This is a genomic window from Candidatus Venteria ishoeyi (assembly GCF_030378065.1).
GTDB lineage: Bacteria > Pseudomonadota > Gammaproteobacteria > Beggiatoales > Beggiatoaceae > Venteria > Venteria ishoeyi.
This window is the reverse complement of sequence record NZ_JAUCGJ010000039.1, coordinates 22,047-41,366: the sequence shown is the minus strand read 5'-3', so window position 1 is coordinate 41,366 and position 19,320 is coordinate 22,047. Positions and strand designations below refer to the sequence as shown.

Sequence of the window (19,320 nt, the reverse complement as noted above, 5' to 3'; positions counted from 1 at the left end):
ACATGAATTTTAGTGCTTAATATTAAAAACATGCCATTTCAAGTTATAAATTTGAGCATTCAGTAGCTATTTTTGGCTACTTCATACGGTATAAAATACAATTTTACATCGAAAAAAATCAGCACCCCCTAAAAGTATTGTCTTTTCTATAGCTGACTACCGTGTTGAATAACAGCCATACAATATCAAGCCTTTTAAGGTGATGAGGATGAATCCCTGAGTTAAAAATACAATTTAACAATGGTGAAGAAGGTCTGTATGACTGTTCCCACCTGCTGGAATTTGGCGTATTCAAGGAATTGAAAAATAAAAATTACTTTAACAAGGCAAAAGCATGGGATGGTACAGTGGTTTGGCCTCATGAACAGGATATATGCCCAGACACCTTGTATCTGGATTCAAAGAAAAATGCTGCACAATAGAAATATTGTGAAAATGAAAAAACTAATACCAGAAAAAACTGTACTTTTATCAAAAACTCAGTGGGCAGCAAAGTTGACTCAGGAAAAGCTTGTGCATGAGTGGCCACAGTCGATTATCGATATGGTTGGAACCTGGGAAGATTTTCCTGATATTGAAGATATTCGCTCTCAGCAGGAGCAAGATGTTGAACGTGAGCATTTGTAATGTATTTTGTTTCCTCGTTCCCAAGTTCTACTTGAGAATGCCTATCTTGGAAGCTCTGCTTCCCATGCACCGCATGGAAAATGGTGGATGACGCGATACTTATCCGCCCTACCCTGATGAAAAACAAAGAAAAGAACAATGAAATATATAACACTCGGACAAAGCGATTTAAAGGTTTCCAACATCTGTCTTGGCAGCATGACCTGGGGCACCCAAAATAATCAGGACGATGCCAATCAGCAAATTGAATATGCCTTAGTCAGGTAGGGTGGGCAAAATTCCGTCCAATGAATTTTGATGTTGGCGTTTAATTATCACGGAATTTTGCCCACTGGAAAGCTCAAAGCCTTAGCTGAAAAAGCACTGGCTGATCATGCTGCCAGTTGGACAAAATCGCTTTGATTCATTATACCAACCCGGACTTCTGGTATTGCTACAGGCATCTGCCGGAAGATATTCAAAGATGTGCGGATAAGGGTTATGAGTTATTACGCCAGAACCCTCGCCATTCTTCACTGCATTTCAAAAAAACTCGTAAGGTGCATAAGCGATAGCCCCAGGCACCGTATGGAAAATAATGGGTGACGTGATGCTTATCCGTCCTACCGTATTTTAACCTTTAAAATAGTACTGTATATTGGTACTATTTAATTATGAAACGCAAACATCAAAAGACTCTTGAACTCATTTTTTCCCGCCCAGTGAGTGGTAATATCAAGTGGCGTGATATTGAGGTATTGTTTATTGAGTTGGGTGCTGAAATTACTGAACGGGAAGGCTCCCGTATTGGTGTGCGTTTGTTTGGTGATCGTCGGGTATTTCATCGACCACATCCCTCACCTAATACAGATAAAGGTGCTGTAGCGGCGATCAGAGAATGGTTGAGAGCAAATGAGGTGACACCATGATGAATATGATGGAAATTAATGACTTTCGTGCAGCGATTCAATACGATCCTGAAATTGAGATGTTTCGGGGTGAGTTTGTTGGCCTCAATGGCAGCGCAGATTTTTATGCCAGCAATATTGAGGGGCTGAAAAAAGAAGGAGAAATTTCTCTGAAGGTATTTCTGGAAATGTGTCAGGAAGAAGGCGTTGAACCCAGAAAAGAATATTCTGGAAAGTTTAATGTACGTGTTCCTTCCAGTCTTCATGCTGATATAGCCAGTGCTGCGACTGCTGAGGGAAAAAGCCTGAATCAATGGGTTGTTGATACATTGGATCAAGCTGCTCATATTTAATGTATTTTTTTATACAAAAAATCACTGATTCAAAGGTATGGACAATGGCGGATGACGCGATGCTTATCCGCCCTACTGTAAAAATAAAAAAATAACGATGAAATATATAACACTCGGACAAAGCAATTTAAAGGTTTCCAACATCTGTCTTGGCAGCATGACCTGGGGAACCCAGAATAATCAGGATGATGCCAATCAGCAAATTGAATATGCCTTAGCCGCAGGCATTAACTTTATTGATACGGCAGAAATGTATGCTGCGCCACCGTCTCCTGAAACCTATGGCAAAACGGAAAAAATCATTGGTCATTGGTTAGCCAATAACAAACAACGTCGTTCAGAGCTTATTTTAACTTCAAAGATTGCGGGTAACGGTCTGCCGTGGGTACGCAATGGTGGGGATATTACGGGTGAAGCCATTATCCAATCTGTTGATGCTTCACTGGCGCGCCTGCAAACCGATTATATTGATTTGTATCAACTGCATTGGCCTAACCGGACTTCCCCGCACTTTTCCAAACATTGGCCGGGTATGCTTAAGTTTACAGAGGTTGATGCCAAGCAGCATTCAGCACAAATGCTGGAAATTCTGCAAGCTTTGGATAGTTGCGTGAAAGCTGGGAAAATACGCTATTGTGGTTTGTCGGATGACACGACCTGGGGCATTAATGAGTTTATTCGCTTAAGCGAGCAGCATCAACTCCCGCGTATCGTGTCCATACAAAATGAGTTTAATTTATTACATACTAAAGATTGGCCCTATCTGATAGAAAATTGCGTACATGCGAATGTCAGCTATTTGCCCTGGTCACCTTTGGCGGGTGGCGTGTTAAGCGGTAAATACTTAAATGGCGCACGTCCTGAAGGCAGCCGTTGGAACAAGGCACAGCGCAATGGTTTGTTTCGTGACAATACAACGGTTAATCAAGCCGTCAGCGCGTATATGGAAATTGCGCAAAAACATGATTTGTCAATGGCACAATTAGCCTTGGCCTGGTGCAATCAAGTGGATGGCGTTGCTTCTAGCATTATTGGCGCGACCAGCCTTGTACAATTAGAGGAAAATATAAGCGCTTTTGATAAGTCTTTATCAGAAGAACTATTAAGTGATATTGATTCTGTGATGCGTCAATATCCCGTTCCATTTTAAATTTAGCTTTGGCAGAGGAATTATGAAACAAATAATCTACAAATTTTTGACGGTGATATACCTGATTTCCAGTGTATCAGCATTTGCAGCAGAGGATAACAACCCTGACAAGCGTATCAGCCTTGGCTTAAATGCCACTGAAAAAGTTGCATTTCTGACTGAAATGCAGCAAATGTTGGCGAGCATACAGGGGATTCTCATCGGTATGGGTGAGGATGATCGGCAAAAAATCATGAACTCGGCACGCGCTTCCGGTAACAAAATGGCGCGCGCAACCCCTGAGTCAATCAAACAAAAACTACCGCCTGCGTTTAAAGCGCTTGGCGGCCCTACACACATGCTATTTGAAGAATTAGCCATATACGCTGAAACCGATGATATGGATATGCTGGCGGCATTTTCCGGTAAGTTAATGCAGCAGTGCATGAATTGCCACGCCATGTTTAAAGTTGATTGATTGCGGTATAATTAACCTGAGTTTTTAACTGTATGTGCCAGATTTGGGTATTTTAAGCACGAAAATCTTATGTCAAATTCAGGTTACAACAACCCTATATTTTATGACCTCACTTGAGCCAAACCAAATGGATACATCCCCCGATTCTTCCCCAGACTCTCTTGATAATTTAATTGCCACTGCAAAATCAGAGATTGCAGCTTGCACCGAGCTTGCGCGCTTAAATGATTTGCGCGTTGAACTGCTGGGCAAAAAAGGCAAAATCACCGCACAGCTTAAACAACTGGGCAAGTTGCCGCATGAACAGCGTAAAACCGTTGGTGCAGAAATTAACCGTGCCAAACAAGATCTGCAAAGCGATATTAATGCGCGTCAGCAGGTTTTGGAAGCCGCTGCACTGCAAGCAAAATTAGTGGCTGAAAAAGTTGATATTACGCTGCCGGGGCGCGGCGCATCTGCGGGTGGTTTACATCCCGTCACCCAGACTTTGCAGCGCATCGAAACCTTGTTTTCCCGTATGGGTTTCAGTATCGCGGAAGGCCCTGAAATTGAGGATGATTTTCATAATTTTGAGGCGCTGAATATCTCGGAAACGCATCCGGCGCGGGCGATGCACGATACTTTTTATTTTGATGCGCATACCCTGCTGCGCACCCATACTTCACCGGTGCAGGTGCGGATTATGGAAACCGATCCACCACCGTTGCGTATTATTGCGCCGGGTCGGGTGTATCGCTGTGATTCTGATTTAACCCACACCCCGATGTTTCATCAGGTGGAAGGTTTGCTGGTGGATGAAGCCATCAGTTTTGCCCAGTTAAAAGGTATTATTAACGATTTTCTGCATGTGTTTTTTGAACGCGAAGATTTAGCCGTGCGTTTCCGGCCTTCTTATTTTCCGTTTACCGAACCTTCTGCTGAAGTAGATATTCAATGTGTGATGTGCAGCGGTAAAGGCTGCAAGGTTTGTAAGCAATCAGGTTGGTTGGAAGTGTTAGGCTGCGGCATGGTGCATCCTAAAGTCTTTGATTCAGTGGGTATTGACAACGAAAAGTATACAGGCTTTGCCTTTGGCATGGGCGTGGAGCGTCTGGCAATGCTGCGCTATCAGGTGGATGATTTACGCCTGTTTTTTGAAAATGATTTACGCTTTTTAAAACAATTTTAATCCGGGGTTTGTGATGAAATTTAGTGAACAATGGCTGCGCACCTGGGTTAATCCAGCAATTGATACCGCAGCACTGGTCGAGCAGTTGACCATGGCAGGTTTGGAAGTGGACGGGGTAGAACCTGTTGCCAGTGATTTTAGCCAGATTTTAGTGGGCGAAGTGCTGGAGATTAATCCCCATCCTGATGCTAAAAAACTGCAAATCTGCAAGGTTAATGTCAATGCTGATGAAGCCTTGCAAATTGTCTGTGGCGCGGCAAATGTACATGTGGGTATGCGCGCTCCGACTGCGGTTGTTGGCGCGCAGTTACCCGGCTTTAACATTAAACAAGCGAAACTGCGCGGTGTGGAATCGTTTGGCATGTTGTGTTCTGCCAGCGAGTTGGGGCTGGAAGAACAGTCTTCCGGTTTATTAGCACTGCCAGCAGATGCGCCTATTGGACAGGATATCCGGGAATATCTGCAACTGGATGATGTGGCGATTGAAGTGGATTTAACCCCCAATCGCAGCGATTGTCTGAGTCTGTTGGGTATTGCGCGGGAAGTCGATGCCTTAAACCGTTGTGGTTTGAATATCCCGGATATTATGCCAATACCGGCGACCACAGATAAAACTTTTCCTTTGGATATTCAGCAGCCGCAGGCGTGTCCGCATTATGTGGGGCGGGTGATTTCCGGCATTCAGGCGCAAGCAGTTACGCCGTTATGGATGCAGGAACGCTTGCGGCGCAGTGGGCTGCGCAGTCTCAGTCCGGTCGTGGATGTCACCAATTACGTGATGTTGGAGCTGGGCCAACCCATGCACGCCTTTGATTTGGCAAAACTCAGCGGCGGCATTCAGGTTAGAAACGCAAACGCCAATGAAAAACTGACCTTATTAGATGGTCAGGAATTGAAGCTCAATGCAGACACGCTGGTGATTGCTGATAATAACAAAGTGCTGGCCCTGGCTGGGGTCATGGGCGGTGAAGGCAGTGGCGTTGCTGATGAGACCACGGATATTTTCCTGGAAAGCGCATTTTTCACCCCGGAACAACTGGCGGGTTGCGCGCGCGCTTATGGCTTGCATACCGATTCCTCGCACCGTTTTGAGCGTGGCGTGGACCCTGAGTTACAGGCAACTGCGATTGAACGCGCAACGGCGCTGTTATTAAAAATTGTTGGCGGTGAAGCCGGGCCTTTAATTGAGGCAACACAGGCAGAGGCATTACCTGAATTAAAGCCGATTAGCTTACGCGCCAGTCGCATCAAACGGGTATTAGGCGCAGAGATTTCCGCAGAAGATATTGAACAGGCTTTAACCCGTTTAGGGCTTGCGGTGGTAGCAGAAGAAAATGGACAACAATGGCAGGTTACGCCAACCAGTTTCCGCTTTGATATTCGCCTGGAAGCCGATTTAATTGAAGAAATTGCGCGTATTTATGGCTATAACCAACTGCCCAGCGAGATGATTAACATCCATGCGGAAATAGAGCCGCCGCCGAGCAATCTGAATTTACAGCAACTGCAACAAGTGCTGGTGCAACGCGGTTATCAGGAAGCGATTACCTACAGCTTCATTGATCCCAAATTGCAGGCACAGTTTACCCCGCAGCATTCCCCCATCGCATTGGCAAATCCCTTAGCCAGTGATTTATCGGTGATGCGTACCAGCTTATGGCCGGGATTGATACAGGCCTTTTTGCGCAATCAAAAACGCCAGCAGGCGGATGTACGCTTGTTTGAAACCGGCCTGCGTTTTATTTATGATAATGAGCAGAAATTACAGCAACAACCTATGCTGGCTGCTGTTATCAGCGGATCGGTCTGGCCGGAACAATGGGGCGCACCTTCCCAAGCGGTCGATTTTTTTGATCTGAAAGGGGATGTGGAAAACCTGCTGCACACGGCGGGTATCACGGCAGAATTTGTACCCAGTACCCATCCCGCGCTGCATCCGGGACAAGCTGCAAAGCTGATGTTTGAAGGCGAAAGCTTAGGTGAAATCGGTGCTTTACATCCGCAATTAGCCAAACAACTGGATATTGACGTGCCGGTGTATGTATTTGAACTGGCACTGGAGCCTTTACTGGCAAATAAACTACCGGTATTCCAGGCTTTGTCCAAGTTTCCTTCGATTCGCCGTGACCTTGCGCTGCTGGTGGATAAAGATCAGGTCGCAGCGGATATTATCAACTGCATCAAGCAAAATGCCGGAGAATTACTCAGTAAGTTAGAGTTATTTGACATTTATCAGGGCGAAGGCATTGATTCACAGAAAAAAAGTCTTGCTTTGGGCTTGACCTTTAGAGCATCTTCGCGCAATCTAACGGAAGCTGAAGTTGAACCCGTGATTGAGCAGGTTTTACAGCATTTACAACAGGATTTTGACGCAAGTTTGCGTTTCTAATAAGGTAAAAAAAATGGCATTAACAAAAGCTGCAATGGCAGAACGATTATTTGCAGAATTGGGCTTAAACAAACGTGAAGCCAAAGAAATGGTGGATCAATTTTTTGAAGAAGTCCGTCAGGCACTGGAAAAAGGTGATCAGGTCAAATTATCGGGTTTTGGAAATTTTGATCTACGTAATAAAAGTGAGCGCCCCGGTAGAAACCCAAAAACCGGGGAAGAAATCCCTATTACAGCACGCCGGGTTGTGACTTTTCGTCCAGGTCAAAAACTCAGAGCACGGGTAGAAGAATATGCTGGAAATAACGACTCATAACGAACTCCCGGAAATTCCCACCAAGCGCTATTTCACTATTGGAGAGGTCGGCGAGTTATGCGCCGTTAAGCCCCATGTGTTGCGCTACTGGGAACAGGAGTTCCCACAATTAAAACCCATTAAACGGCGGGGCAACCGCCGTTATTATCAGCGCCATGATGTGTTGCTGATTCGTCAGATTCGCAGTTTGCTGTATGAAAATGGTTTTACCATTGGCGGTGCCAGACAGCAACTGACCGATGAGCAGAAACAGGAAGAAACGCCTTGCGCGGATGTTGCCATGATTCGGCAGTTGCGCACGGAACTGGAAGACTTATTAGCCCTACTCAATGAGCCGATAGCGGTTAAACCATCATTCTGATGTTGAGTAAAACAAGCACCCAGAGAAAAAAAAGCGCAACAAAAAAAGCACCCAGAAATCGCACGACAGTTTTAACTGAAGCCGATAAAAAGTCTTTTTCTCGGCATCTGCTGTCGTTAAGCGCAAAAGCAGAACCTGAGCAGGTTTTTGGTAAGGTAATTCATCAGGACTTGCACGATGCCTTGCCTTTGCTTCCTGCGCACTGCGTTGATTTACTGATTGTTGATCCGCCTTATAATATGAATAAGGCGTTTAATGGTCGCCAGTTTACTAAAAAAAACCTGGATGACTATGAAATATGGCTGGATTCCTGGATTAAAGCCTTGTTACCAACCTTAAAGAAAACTGCTTCATTGTATATCTGTGGTGACTGGCAATCTTCCAGCGCCATACATCGCGTGGCTCAGCAATATTTTCATATCCGAAACCGTATCACCTGGGAGCGGGAAAAAGGCCGGGGCGCAAAAACCAACTGGAAAAATTGTGCTGAAGATATCTGGTTTTGTACCGTATCCAATGATTATACGTTTAATGTTGATGCGGTAAAAATGAGGCGTAAAGTGATTGCGCCTTATACCGATAAACAAGGTAAACCCAAAGACTGGCAAGAAACTGATGAAGGGAAGTTTAGAATCACCCACCCTTCTAATTTATGGACTGATATTTCCATCCCTTTTTGGTCTATGCCAGAAAATACCGACCACCCTACCCAGAAACCGGAAAAACTGATTGCCAAATTGGTTCTGGCTTCATCAAATCCTGGCGATGTGGTGTTTGATCCTTTTCTTGGTAGTGGTACCAGCGCCGTGGTTGCTAAAAAATTAAAACGCCAATATTTTGGCATTGAAATCGATCAGGATTATTGCTGTCTGACAGAAAAGCGTTTGGCAATGGCTGAGCAAGTGCAAAGCATACAAGGTTATGTGGATGGCTGTTTTTGGGAACGTAATACGCAAGCTGCACAAATTAAATCCCGGTAATTGGATATGAAAAAATCTATTTTTAAAGCCGGTAAAAAATATACCTTCAGTGACTACTTTGAGCTAAACAGTCCCACAGAAGAGATTGTTGCGGAACTGGGTTATGCTTTTTCTTACGAAGTCATTCATCTTCCAAGATCAAATGATTACAGTATTGATGAAATCAACAAGCTTCAACAAACCTTATACACCATTCTGCCAAAAATTATTATTAATTCAGAAATTGCCAAGCGGGAATTTCTGATTGCGCCTATTTTAGTGGAGATTGCTAAAAATACAGCCTCTAAAATTAATGTTGAATACGCGCTTGAAGTCGATGACAGATTAAGTGGTTCTTTGGATTATTTAATCCAGTTAAAACAGGAAATCATTGTCATTGAAGCCAAAAAAGGGGATTTGGATAAAGGTTTTAATCAATTATCCGCTGAATTAATCGCCTTGGATAAGTATGAGGATGATAATACCAGTAATGTATTATATGGCGCGATCAGTATTGGTGATGTATGGAAATTTGGTATTCTGAAAAGACAAGAAAAGCAGATTAGCAAAGACATTAACAGCTATACCATCCCTGCCGATATTGAAAAGGTATTTTCAATATTAATGGGCATTTTAACGAAAACTTAGGCAATAACAAGACAGCATATGAAACTTGAATTCTGGCATCAACGCTGGGAAGCTGGGAAAATCGGCTTTCATCAGGCGGATATAAATGTTTATTTGCAAAAATACTGGCATCAACTGGACTTGCCCGTACAAAGCCAGGTGTTTGTGCCTTTATGTGGTAAAACCCTGGATATGCTATGGCTGTTAGAGCAGGGACTGGAAGTTATTGGTATTGAAACCAGTGAAACAGCCATTGAAGATTTTTTTTCGGAAAATGGCTTAACCCCCACGATACAAAGCCAAGGGGCTTTCCAGTGCTGGCAGCAGGATCAGTTATGCTTGTTGCAGGGGGATTTTTTTGCTCTGGAAACCGATGACTTGCAGGGTTTTAATGCGGTTTATGATCGGGCTTCACTGGTAGCACTGCCCCCGGCGATGCGTCAGCAATACGCAGAAAAGATGGCGCAACTGTTGCCACCGGATACACCGATTTTATTAATCAGCATGGAATACCCGCAAACACAGATGGATGGCCCACCATTTTCTGTGACGGAAAGCGAAATCAAACAATTATATGCACAGAATTTTTCGGTTGAATGTCTGGATCGGGTGGATATTTTAGCCGATAATCCGCGTTTTCAGCAGCGTGGTTTAGCGCAAATGGATGAAGTTATTTATCGTTTAACACGTTTGTAAATGATAGTTACACATTATTGCTTGACACTTATCGGCTTCTTTTTTTTACTAAACCGTAAACCGTAAACCGTAAACCGTAAACCGTAAACCGTAAACCGTAAACCGTAAACCGTAAACCGTAAACCGTAAACCGTAAACCGTAAACCGTAAACCATCTGCTGGAAATTCAATTAATGCGTAAAACACTCTTACAATGCACCGACTGTCCCCGTCTGGCTGAACATCTGGCAGTGTTGCGCCAGGAATTTCCAGGCTATCACAACCAGCCGGTATTGCCTTTTGGTGTGGAAGACCCCAGCTTATTAATTGTCGGACTGGCACCGGGAAAGCACGGAGCCAATGCCAGTGGACGGCCTTTTACCGGGGACTATGCCGGGATTTTGCTCTACCAAACCCTGTTTGATGCCGGTTTTAGTAATCAGGCAACAGGAGAAAATGCCGATGATGGGCTGGAACTTTACCATTGCCGCATTAGCAACGCGGTTAAATGCCTGCCGCCGGAAAACAAACCCACTACGGCAGAAATTAAAACCTGTAATCATTACCTGCAAGCTGAACTGAATCAACTATTATCCGCCAAACCCGATAATCATCTGGTGTTGGCCTTGGGTGGCATTGCCCATCAAGCGGTATTACGCGCCTGTAATCAGCCGTTGAGCAGCCGTAAGTTTGCACATAACACCCTACACGAATTAGATAACGGCCTGCGTTTGCTCAATGCTTATCATTGCAGTCGTTATAACACCCAAACCCGACGTTTGACCCCGGACATGTTCCGGCAGGTTTTTGAACACGCTCACACACTGCTTAAAATTACTTAAATAGCTGATTTTCAAAACCTGCGAAAAAGAAGCTTTTGCGTAACACCAGATTTAAACAATTCCTACAAGAGACAATTTTATGAGTTTTTCCTCCCTGGGGCTATCCGCCCCTATCCTTAGCGCTGTTGCCGAGCAGGGTTATGAAACGCCATCACCAATTCAGGCCCAGGCGATTCCCGCCGTATTGCAAGGCAAAGATGTGATGGCCGCAGCACAGACCGGTACCGGTAAGACCGCAGGTTTTACCCTGCCTATTTTAGAACGTTTATCACAAGGGGAACGGGCGCATCCCAATCAGGCACGCACGCTGATATTAACGCCAACCCGTGAATTAGCCGCACAAATTGGTGAGAGCGTACTGACCTATGGTCAACATTTGCCGTTACGCTCTACGGTGGTTTTTGGTGGGGTGAAAATCAACCCGCAGATGATGCGCTTGCGCAAGGGGGTTGATATATTGGTGGCAACGCCGGGACGACTACTGGATCTCTACAACCAGAATGCCGTAAGGTTCAAGCATTTGGAGGTTCTGGTACTGGATGAAGCAGACCGTATGCTGGACATGGGTTTTATTCATGATATTCGTAAAATTCTCGCGGTTTTACCCAAACAGCGCCAGACCTTAATGTTTTCCGCGACTTTTTCTGATGATATTCGTAAGCTGGCTAAAGGCTTGGTGCATAATCCGGTGGAGATTTCAGTCACACCGCGTAATACCGCAGTGAAAACAGTCACCCATTGGATTTGTCCGGTTGATAAAAAACAAAAATCTGCTTTGCTCACGCAATTGATTCATGATAACCAGTGGGAACAGGTGCTGGTTTTCAGCCGCACCAAACATGGCGCTAATCGTCTGACCCGTCAGTTGGAAAATGCCGGTATTAAAGCAGCTGCAATTCATGGTAACAAAAGTCAGGGCGCGCGCACCAAAGCGCTGGCTGATTTTAAGAAAGGGGCAGTGCGGATTCTGGTAGCAACCGATATTGCCGCCAGAGGGTTGGATATTGATCAGTTGCCTCATGTGGTCAATTTTGATTTGCCTAATGTGCCGGAAGATTATGTGCATCGCATTGGACGCACCGGTCGGGCGGGGGCTAAAGGTGAAGCTATTTCTCTGGTCAGCGCAGATGAATTTAAACAGCTTACGGATATTGAGCGTCTGATTAAACAGTTATTACCCCGTAAATTGATTGATGGTTTTGAGCCAGTTCATGAGCTGCCAGAGTCGCGTTTGGCACAACGTCCTGTACACACCAAAAAGCCAAAGAAACCAAGGTCGGGACACCGGGATGGACAACGCTCTGGAGAGAGTGCCCAAGGCCATAAGCCAGCAGGTAATAAATCAGGAAATCGGGGGCGCGGAAGTCAAGCTGGGGGGCAGGGCAGAGGTCGTAACAGAGTTCGCTAGCGCTTACTTCACTGTGCATGGGTCTTTCACCATAACTGAAGCCCATGCAACGGCGTGTCAATCCTGATGAAGAAATCCTCAACTGGAGAGCCGTATGCACGGTTCGGCGGGAGGGGAGATGAAAGTCTTCCCTCCCCTATCTTTAAAACCAAATTTTTCACCTCACGTCAAAATTTACTGTTTTTGCACTAGACTTTATGCGAGTGAACCTATACTTTTCAAACAACAAAAACATTTCAGGACACTATCATGAAATCACGCAGAAGAACCAAAGACCCTTTAACTACGGCTTGCCCAGCCTCCTGGTTATGGTTATTAACCGGCATTTTGATCGGTTTATTCCTCGCTTTCTTAATCTATCTTAAGGGTTGGCTACCTAGCGCGCCAGTACCGCCACCACAACCACTGGTACAAGCACCACCACCGGCTTTACCGATTCAGGCGGAACCGAAAATAAATAAAAGTGCAGAAAAAATAAGTGAACAAAAAACAGCGGAAGCATCTGAAAAACCAGCAGCACCACATTTTGAGTTTTACGATATGCTGCCCAAAAGTACGCCAAAACCCACGACGCGACCCAGCCCGGAAGTAGAACTCGCGCAGGCACAGGCAGCGGCTATGGTTGCGCCAGTTGCCCCTGCCAGCACTTTGGCACTACCTGTTACACCACCAATACAGACACCCATGCGCCCGGAAGATTTTCCCGTGGCAGGTGTCACGCCAGCTACAGGGCAATTTATCCTGCAAGTAGCCTCTTTTCGTGACCGCCGCGCAGCAAATGAATTGCAAAATGAGCTGCAAACTCAGGGCTATGCTGCTGCCATTGCACAGGCGCAGGTGAGTGGAAAAACCTGGTATCGGGTACAGATTGGCGCTTATAGCTCACGCACTCAGGCTAATCAGGCGCAGCGACAACTTAAACAACAGGGTTATCAGGCGATTGTGCGCCAGCAATGAGTCGCTGGCATAAAAACAAGCAGAGTGCGGTAACATCAGTGAGTAATACCGATAACTTTAGTCAGGCTGTCTTAAACTGGTTTGCCGTTAATGGGCGCAAGGATTTACCCTGGCAACAAAAAACCAGTGCTTATTCAATCTGGATTTCAGAAATCATGCTGCAACAAACCCAGGTGGATACGGTTATTCCGTATTTCCGGCGTTTTATGCAGCAGTTTCCTGATGTTAATAGCTTAGCCAACGCACCATTAGACAGTGTTTTACAGCATTGGAGCGGCTTAGGCTATTATGCCCGCGCGCGCAACCTGCATCGTGCCGCGCAAGTGCTTTGTGAGCAGCATGAGGGGCAGTTGCCACAAAACCTGGAGGCTCTGTGCGCCCTGCCGGGTATCGGGCGCTCAACTGCGGGGGCTATTCTGGCCCTGGCTTTCGAGCAGCAGCAAAGTATTCTTGATGGCAACGTCAAACGTGTATTATGCCGTTATTATGCTATCTCGCAATGGTCGGGACAGAGTGCCGTGACCAAGCAACTGTGGGAACTTGCCGATAAACATACCCCCATGCAGCAAGTCGCAGCTTATACCCAGGCGATGATGGATATGGGGGCAACCGTGTGTAGCCGCAGCCGTCCACATTGTGATTTATGCCCATTGGCAACAGGCTGTCAGGCATTAGCGCAAGATATTATTAAAAATTGTCCCGCACCTAAACCCCGAAAACCGCTGCCTGAGCGTCAAACCCGCATGTTGATGTTGCAAACCCTGGGAAGTGGCGATATTCTCTTATCGCAACGTGAGCAACAGGGTATTTGGGGCGGCTTGTGGAGCTTCCCGGAGTGTCCGGCAGAGCAGACAGCGGAACATTGGTGCGCGCAACATTTAGGGATAACAATCAATAAACCGGATAAAAAACACTATTGGCCCGTGCGCCAGCATTGTTTTACCCATTTTCGGCTCAATATTGAGCCTGTGCATATTCTGCTGGATGCAACAGAAAGCCAGAAAATTACCGACTTACTTGTCACACAAGGCAACAGTCTCTGGTATCATCCTCAGCAGGAAGCACATTTTGGTTTAGCCGCCCCGGTGGCAAAATTAATTCAGCAATTGAAATAACAGGAGAACTCCATGAGTCGCATGGTACAGTGTGCCAAACTTGGCAAAGAAGCAGAAGGTCTGAAATTTCCCCCTTACCCCGGCGATCTGGGTAAAAAAATTTACGAAAATATTTCTAATGAAGCTTGGCAGCAGTGGGTGCGCCATCAGACCATGCTGATTAATGAATACCGTTTATCACCCGTTGATCCAAAAGCGCGCAAAATGATTGAAGGGGAAATGGAAAAATTTCTGTTTGGCGAAGGTGCTGCCGCGCCTGAGGGCTTTACGCCGCCAGCATAAAACATTTGTTACTCAAATGTTTTATTAACTTTTTAATTTAGAAATGTTGCCTTGCAACATTTCTAACAGGTAATCATTATGCGCCCTCTGCTTTTATTATCCCTCTCAATCAGCTTGCTTGCCATCACCAGTTGTTCTGCACCTAAAATTGATTATGAAGGCTGCGGCCCGCGCTTATTGTTCTGGGCTATAGGGCCAAAACCGGAAGAGCCGTTTCTGGATGTCTGTTATACCCAGTTGGACATCACCGAAATGCAGCAATATTTTGATTACGTGCCTATCGCGGGTTTTAACAAAGATACCCGGCAACCGCTGGATAATAATCAGGATGGCATTTCCGGTAATGGTCAGGTGTTTAACCAGGATCGGATTCATTGGGGCGGTAATGGTTGCAGTCATTATGCAAGGCGTATCGTGCAACAGGGCTGCTCGCGCCTGGGCAATGCCAGTCGTACCGGTGGCTGTGAATGGGTGGCGCTGCAAATCACCCCGAAATCCGGTATCAGCAAAGGCTTGGTATCGCTCACCCCGGTTTCCCATGTCCGCCTCAGTGACGGTACAGAACAGAATAACTACGCAAAAACCTTAACCACCGCGTTTTCTAACTGCCCATAAGGGATATAAGCATGGCACAAGCAGACATTGGTTTAATCGGTCTTGCCGTTATGGGGCAGAATCTGGTGCTGAATATGAATGATCACGGTTTTCAGGTTGCCGTTTATAACCGCACCCACCAGAAAACCAAAGATTTTATCAATGGCGCTGCAAAAGATACTCAAATCCAGGCCACTTATTCGATTGAGGAATTGGTTGGGCAACTCAAATCCCCCAGAATCGTGATGTTAATGGTCAAAGCCGGGGAGGTCGTGGATCACTTTATACAACAATTGCTGTCTCACCTGACACCGGGTGACATCATTATTGATGGCGGCAATTCACGTTATATTGATACCAACCGCCGCGTTACCGAATTAAAAGCGCAGGGCATTCGTTATATCGGTAGCGGCGTTTCCGGTGGTGAAGCAGGGGCGCGTAACGGCCCTTCCATTATGCCCGGTGGCGAAACCAGCGCCTGGCCTGCGGTGAAACCAATTTTACAAGCAATTGCTGCTAAAGCCGAGGGGCAAGCCTGCTGCCAATGGGTGGGCAATGGCGGCTCCGGGCATTATGTCAAAATGGTGCATAACGGCATCGAATACGGTGATATGCAATTGATTGCCGAAGCCTGGCAGTTGCTGCGTGAAGGCTTAAAACTGGATGATGATACGGTTGCTGATATTTTCAAGCAATGGAATCAAGGCGTGCTGGATTCTTACCTGATTGAAATCACCGCAGAGATTCTTGCCACCAAAGCTGAAGATGGCTCGTTGCTGGTGGATAAAATTCTCGATAGCGCAGGACAAAAAGGCACTGGCAAATGGACCGGTATCAGCGCACTGGATACCGGCATTCCGTTGACGTTGGTGACAGAAGCAGTATTTGCCCGTTGCCTGTCCGCCCGCAAAGCCGAGCGCCAACGCGCTGCCAGTATTTTTCAAAAGAGCGTTAATGACACCATCAGCATAGAACAAGAAACCATTATCCAGCAAATTCATGATGCCTTGTATGCCTCCAAAATCATTTCTTACGCACAGGGTTTTATGTTAATGCGCGAAGCCGCCAAGGAATACGGCTGGTCGCTGGAATATGGCAATATTGCTTTGATGTGGCGTGGTGGCTGTATTATTCGCAGTCAGTTTCTGGGTGAAATCAAACAGGCATTTGAAAAAAAACCACAACTGGAAAACCTGTTATTGGATGATTTTTTTGCACAGGCTATTCAAAAAACGGAAAACAACTGGCGCAAAGCAGTGATTTTTGGAATAGAGCGTGGTATTCCAACCCCGGCCTTCAACGCCGCGCTGGCTTTTTTTGACGGCTATCGCAGTGAACGCCTGCCTGCCAGTTTATTACAGGCACAGCGCGATTATTTTGGCGCGCATCAATATGAACGCATAGACCGGGCGCGTGGTGAGTTTTTTCATACCGACTGGACTGGGCGCGGCGGTAATGCCGCCTCCAGCACTTATCAGGTTTAAGAGAAGAAATAAAGATGCTTAACATGACCTTAGCAGAATTTGAAAGCTGGTCACTGACCTTAGGGCTTGGCGGCCTGATGTTTTATATGTTCTTTATTATTTATGATCTCGCCAAGCAGTCCAATGCCGGGAAATATGGTTATATCGCCCTATTTCTGGTACTGGGCCTGGGCATGGCCGGGTTTATTTTTAAGCTGGTGATTACTGAAATGATGGATCTATAGATTTTCAGAATCAGGGATTACCAATCAACAAAAATGCAGCCCAGTAATAAGGGTGTCGGTAAGCGATATAAGATTCATCTTCCAATAATAAGCGCTGAGCGCTGCTCAGGGCATGGGCTTTTCCCAGATTACCGGCTGCAAAACTGTTTTCCTGTAAAGCCTGCTGCCATTGCTGATAAAAGTTAGCAACCAATACAGATGTCAGTTGATCGTCAATACGCCATAAGCTGGCTAAAACACTGCTCACCCCGGCTTTAATGGCAATTCCTGCAAGCCCTAAAGCTGCTTTATCATTACCTGCGGCAGTTTCACAGGCGCTAAGAACGAGCAAATCCAGTGCTGCTGAGTTTGTTTGTAAACGCAGCAGGCTTTCCAAAGTATTAAAATTAATTTTTTGATCATAGGTCAGAATGAAACTTTGCTCGACATCCCCATTAAACTCTCCGTGCGAAGCAATATGCAGGTTACGATAAGTGCGCTGACTGAGGTTTGTTTTCATCAGTGGCAGGACAAATGATTGATTGAACAATAAATCAACCGACTGATTTTGATATAAATTTTGTATCTTACTAAGTTCGTGTTGTACGCAAGGCAAGGCTGGGTATGCCTGTACTGATTCACTTAAACCCGCCAGTAATATTGCCTGTTGCTCCTGCTGAAGATTTGGATTTGGGCTGAGAATCAAGCATTGCCCCGGCGCAATGGCGAGACTCAGGTTTTGGATGAGATACTTTTCCCCATCGTGCAGCGCGGCAAATGGCAAGGTATAAAGTATTTTATTGGGGATAACCATCAGGGTATCGATTTGCGCAGTTTGCAAGGCAGATTCTATGGGGCTTATCAACCATTGATACAGAATTTGCGCAGATTTTAGATACGCTTTCTGGTCATCAGCAGCCGATGTTTGCATGGATAAATAACGTGAACGACTGGTTAAAACCTGACAGGATTCAACACCGCCATTTTTATTTTTTTTTGTTAATCCCCTGGTATAAGCGGGGGGGCGACGCAACTGACTGACAAAATCAGTGACTTGATAGCTTAATTGCCCTGCACTCACCGGGATGCTGCGCAGTGTCAGGCGATCACCAATTTTCAGTAGTAATAATAATTCCTTTTCTAATAACAGCGGGTATAACACCGCTTGTTTTGCAGGTAGCGGAGCACTTAATCTGCTACAAGCACTACCTCTATTATCTGCATTGAGTTTACAAGGACTTTTAAAATAGTTTTCCAGTTCCACCTGATTAAAGGCTTCAATCACTTGTAATAGCGTTTGTAACAGCGCCTGATCCTGCTGTTTCTGGCTTTGAATTTGATTTGCCAGCAATTGGAAAAATTCAGCATATACGGGCTGAACATTTTGCTCAAAGCGTTGGTAATGATCACGATAACCCTGGTAAGATTCATTGCGCCAATGTTTTTCCAGGATTTTAATTGCTGCCTGGTAAGCACTGATAGCCTCTGATGAGTTTTGCTGTTTAGCACTTAAGCGCCCCAGTTGATGATACCAACGATAAATACGCGCATTTTCCGGCTGGTATTGTGCGTAAAACAAGGCCTGGCGGGTGAGTTTTAAGGCATTATCCAAATCTCCCCGTGCTGCCAGATAGCCACCAAAACCACCAGCAGCATAGGCTTTTGCATTATTGTTATTTAATTCCAGGGCTTGTTGATAAGCCTGCTTCCAAACTGTTAGAAGCCTATGATGCTCAGGTTTTGGCAAACGTTCTCCCTGTTGAGCCAGACGAATCAGGGCTAAAACCTGGGTATAGCTGCTTGCTTGTTTTTCCAAACTGCTCCAGGTTTGTTGCCAGACAGTGTTTAATTCGACAGGGCTAACTGATGGTTGTTGTTCCAGCAAAACGACCAAGCGATTGAGCTGGATTTTAGCGTGCAGTAAATCTATTGCAGGCACAATCTCAAGCGCTTTATCGTAGGCAAGCAGCGCCTCTGGATAATTTAAGGCAATGCTTTGGATATGCCCGTGTTGATTCCAGACTTTGGCAAGCCATTGATGATGCTGCGCCTTATGATTTCTCACCTTATGGTTTTTCAACAGGCTCGCCGCAGCGAGTGCTTTGGCATTAACATCAAATAATACATCAAACTGAAGCCGCGCCTGACTCATTGCTATCTTGTTATAAACAAGCCAATAGCGGGTTTGTTCAACTGCATTTAAGCCTTCGGGTTTTAATGCCTCCAGTTGCTGAATTGCGCGCTGGTAATGACCCAGGGCATGATAGGTTTGCGCAAGGCTTAAATGATGTTCAGCCGCGCCAGTTTTCTTAACGGCTTGTTGTAACAAAGACACCAGTTTTTGATATTCACCCTGCTGTTGCAGGGTTTCCAGCTCATCCGCCTGCACCAAAATGCTACAGACCAGCGCAAGCAAGCCAACAATATAAGTGATGTCAGATAACAATTTTCTCAAAATAAGCAAAA

General features: G+C 45.6%; 23 protein-coding genes. 22 read left to right on the top strand and 1 reads right to left on the bottom strand.

What is annotated here, in order from left to right; translation table 11 throughout:
* Positions 1-212: 212 nt before the first annotated feature.
* The 22 genes from QUF61_RS18240 (at position 213) to QUF61_RS13035 (ending at position 16,875) form a co-directional block, all read left to right on the top strand.
* The gene (locus tag QUF61_RS18240) at positions 213-422 is read left to right on the top strand and encodes a DUF2442 domain-containing protein (protein ID WP_407080060.1); all 210 of its coding nucleotides are present in this window, start codon (positions 213-215) and stop codon (positions 420-422) included.
* Positions 409-627 (top strand): hypothetical protein, encoded by a 219-nt coding sequence (locus QUF61_RS13135; protein WP_289682079.1) that lies wholly within the window; start codon positions 409-411, stop codon positions 625-627. Before QUF61_RS18240 ends, QUF61_RS13135 begins: the two co-directional genes overlap by 14 nt.
* Before the next feature lie 138 nt (positions 628-765).
* Positions 766-894, top strand: a complete 129-nt coding sequence (locus QUF61_RS13130; protein WP_289682078.1) for a hypothetical protein — start codon at positions 766-768, stop codon at positions 892-894.
* 386 nt (positions 895-1,280) lie between these two features.
* Positions 1,281-1,535, top strand: a complete 255-nt coding sequence (locus QUF61_RS13125) for a type II toxin-antitoxin system HicA family toxin (protein ID WP_289682077.1) — start codon at positions 1,281-1,283, stop codon at positions 1,533-1,535.
* Positions 1,532-1,867: a type II toxin-antitoxin system HicB family antitoxin gene (locus QUF61_RS13120; RefSeq protein ID WP_289682076.1), complete on the top strand. Its 336-nt coding sequence runs from the start codon at positions 1,532-1,534 to the stop codon at positions 1,865-1,867. Before QUF61_RS13125 ends, QUF61_RS13120 begins: the two co-directional genes overlap by 4 nt.
* Positions 1,868-1,964: 97 nt before the next feature.
* Positions 1,965-3,017 (top strand): aldo/keto reductase, encoded by a 1,053-nt coding sequence (locus QUF61_RS13115; protein ID WP_289682075.1) that lies wholly within the window; start codon positions 1,965-1,967, stop codon positions 3,015-3,017.
* A 22-nt stretch (positions 3,018-3,039) separates the two neighbouring features.
* The gene (locus tag QUF61_RS13110; RefSeq protein ID WP_289682073.1) at positions 3,040-3,474 is read left to right on the top strand and encodes a hypothetical protein; all 435 of its coding nucleotides are present in this window, start codon (positions 3,040-3,042) and stop codon (positions 3,472-3,474) included.
* A gap of 127 nt (positions 3,475-3,601) precedes the next feature.
* Positions 3,602-4,642: a phenylalanine--tRNA ligase subunit alpha gene (gene pheS / locus QUF61_RS13105; protein WP_289682072.1), complete on the top strand. Its 1,041-nt coding sequence runs from the start codon at positions 3,602-3,604 to the stop codon at positions 4,640-4,642.
* A gap of 13 nt (positions 4,643-4,655) precedes the next feature.
* The gene (gene pheT / locus QUF61_RS13100; protein WP_289682070.1) at positions 4,656-7,031 is read left to right on the top strand and encodes a phenylalanine--tRNA ligase subunit beta; all 2,376 of its coding nucleotides are present in this window, start codon (positions 4,656-4,658) and stop codon (positions 7,029-7,031) included.
* Entirely contained in the window at positions 7,009-7,347 is a 339-nt protein-coding gene (locus tag QUF61_RS13095) for an integration host factor subunit alpha (RefSeq protein ID WP_286019583.1), read from the top strand. Before pheT ends, QUF61_RS13095 begins: the two co-directional genes overlap by 23 nt.
* Positions 7,325-7,708 carry a MerR family transcriptional regulator gene (locus tag QUF61_RS13090; RefSeq protein WP_103922313.1) on the top strand — a complete coding sequence of 128 codons (384 nt, stop codon included), beginning with the start codon at positions 7,325-7,327 and terminating at the stop codon, positions 7,706-7,708. Before QUF61_RS13095 ends, QUF61_RS13090 begins: the two co-directional genes overlap by 23 nt.
* Positions 7,708-8,688, top strand: a complete 981-nt coding sequence (locus QUF61_RS13085) for a DNA-methyltransferase (RefSeq protein WP_103922314.1) — start codon at positions 7,708-7,710, stop codon at positions 8,686-8,688. Before QUF61_RS13090 ends, QUF61_RS13085 begins: the two co-directional genes overlap by 1 nt.
* Before the next feature lie 6 nt (positions 8,689-8,694).
* Positions 8,695-9,315, top strand: a complete 621-nt coding sequence (locus QUF61_RS13080) for a hypothetical protein (RefSeq protein ID WP_103922315.1) — start codon at positions 8,695-8,697, stop codon at positions 9,313-9,315.
* An 18-nt stretch (positions 9,316-9,333) separates the two neighbouring features.
* The gene (locus QUF61_RS13075; RefSeq protein ID WP_289682069.1) at positions 9,334-9,990 is read left to right on the top strand and encodes a thiopurine S-methyltransferase; all 657 of its coding nucleotides are present in this window, start codon (positions 9,334-9,336) and stop codon (positions 9,988-9,990) included.
* Between the two features lie 173 nt (positions 9,991-10,163).
* Positions 10,164-10,811 carry a uracil-DNA glycosylase gene (locus QUF61_RS13070; RefSeq protein ID WP_289682068.1) on the top strand — a complete coding sequence of 216 codons (648 nt, stop codon included), beginning with the start codon at positions 10,164-10,166 and terminating at the stop codon, positions 10,809-10,811.
* Between the two features lie 79 nt (positions 10,812-10,890).
* A complete protein-coding gene (locus tag QUF61_RS13065) occupies positions 10,891-12,219 on the top strand; it encodes a DEAD/DEAH box helicase (RefSeq protein ID WP_103922318.1) in 1,329 nt (442 codons plus the stop codon).
* 249 nt (positions 12,220-12,468) lie between these two features.
* A complete protein-coding gene (locus QUF61_RS13060) occupies positions 12,469-13,176 on the top strand; it encodes an SPOR domain-containing protein (RefSeq protein WP_289682066.1) in 708 nt (235 codons plus the stop codon).
* The gene (gene mutY, locus QUF61_RS13055) at positions 13,173-14,291 is read left to right on the top strand and encodes an A/G-specific adenine glycosylase (protein ID WP_289682065.1); all 1,119 of its coding nucleotides are present in this window, start codon (positions 13,173-13,175) and stop codon (positions 14,289-14,291) included. Before QUF61_RS13060 ends, mutY begins: the two co-directional genes overlap by 4 nt.
* Positions 14,292-14,303: 12 nt before the next feature.
* Positions 14,304-14,573, top strand: a complete 270-nt coding sequence (locus QUF61_RS13050; RefSeq protein ID WP_103922321.1) for an oxidative damage protection protein — start codon at positions 14,304-14,306, stop codon at positions 14,571-14,573.
* A gap of 78 nt (positions 14,574-14,651) precedes the next feature.
* Positions 14,652-15,188 (top strand): hypothetical protein, encoded by a 537-nt coding sequence (locus tag QUF61_RS13045; RefSeq protein WP_103922322.1) that lies wholly within the window; start codon positions 14,652-14,654, stop codon positions 15,186-15,188.
* An 11-nt stretch (positions 15,189-15,199) separates the two neighbouring features.
* Positions 15,200-16,651 (top strand): decarboxylating NADP(+)-dependent phosphogluconate dehydrogenase, encoded by a 1,452-nt coding sequence (gnd, locus tag QUF61_RS13040; protein ID WP_289682064.1) that lies wholly within the window; start codon positions 15,200-15,202, stop codon positions 16,649-16,651.
* 14 nt (positions 16,652-16,665) lie between these two features.
* On the top strand, positions 16,666-16,875 hold the full coding sequence (locus QUF61_RS13035; RefSeq protein WP_289682063.1) for a DUF2788 domain-containing protein: 210 nt from the start codon (positions 16,666-16,668) through the stop codon (positions 16,873-16,875).
* Positions 16,876-16,885: 10 nt separating this feature from the next.
* On the opposite strand, the gene QUF61_RS13030 is transcribed toward QUF61_RS13035, so the two are convergent.
* On the bottom strand, positions 16,886-19,318 hold the full coding sequence (locus QUF61_RS13030) for a CHAT domain-containing protein (protein WP_289682061.1): 2,433 nt from the start codon (positions 19,316-19,318) through the stop codon (positions 16,886-16,888).
* Positions 19,319-19,320: the final 2 nt, after the last annotated feature.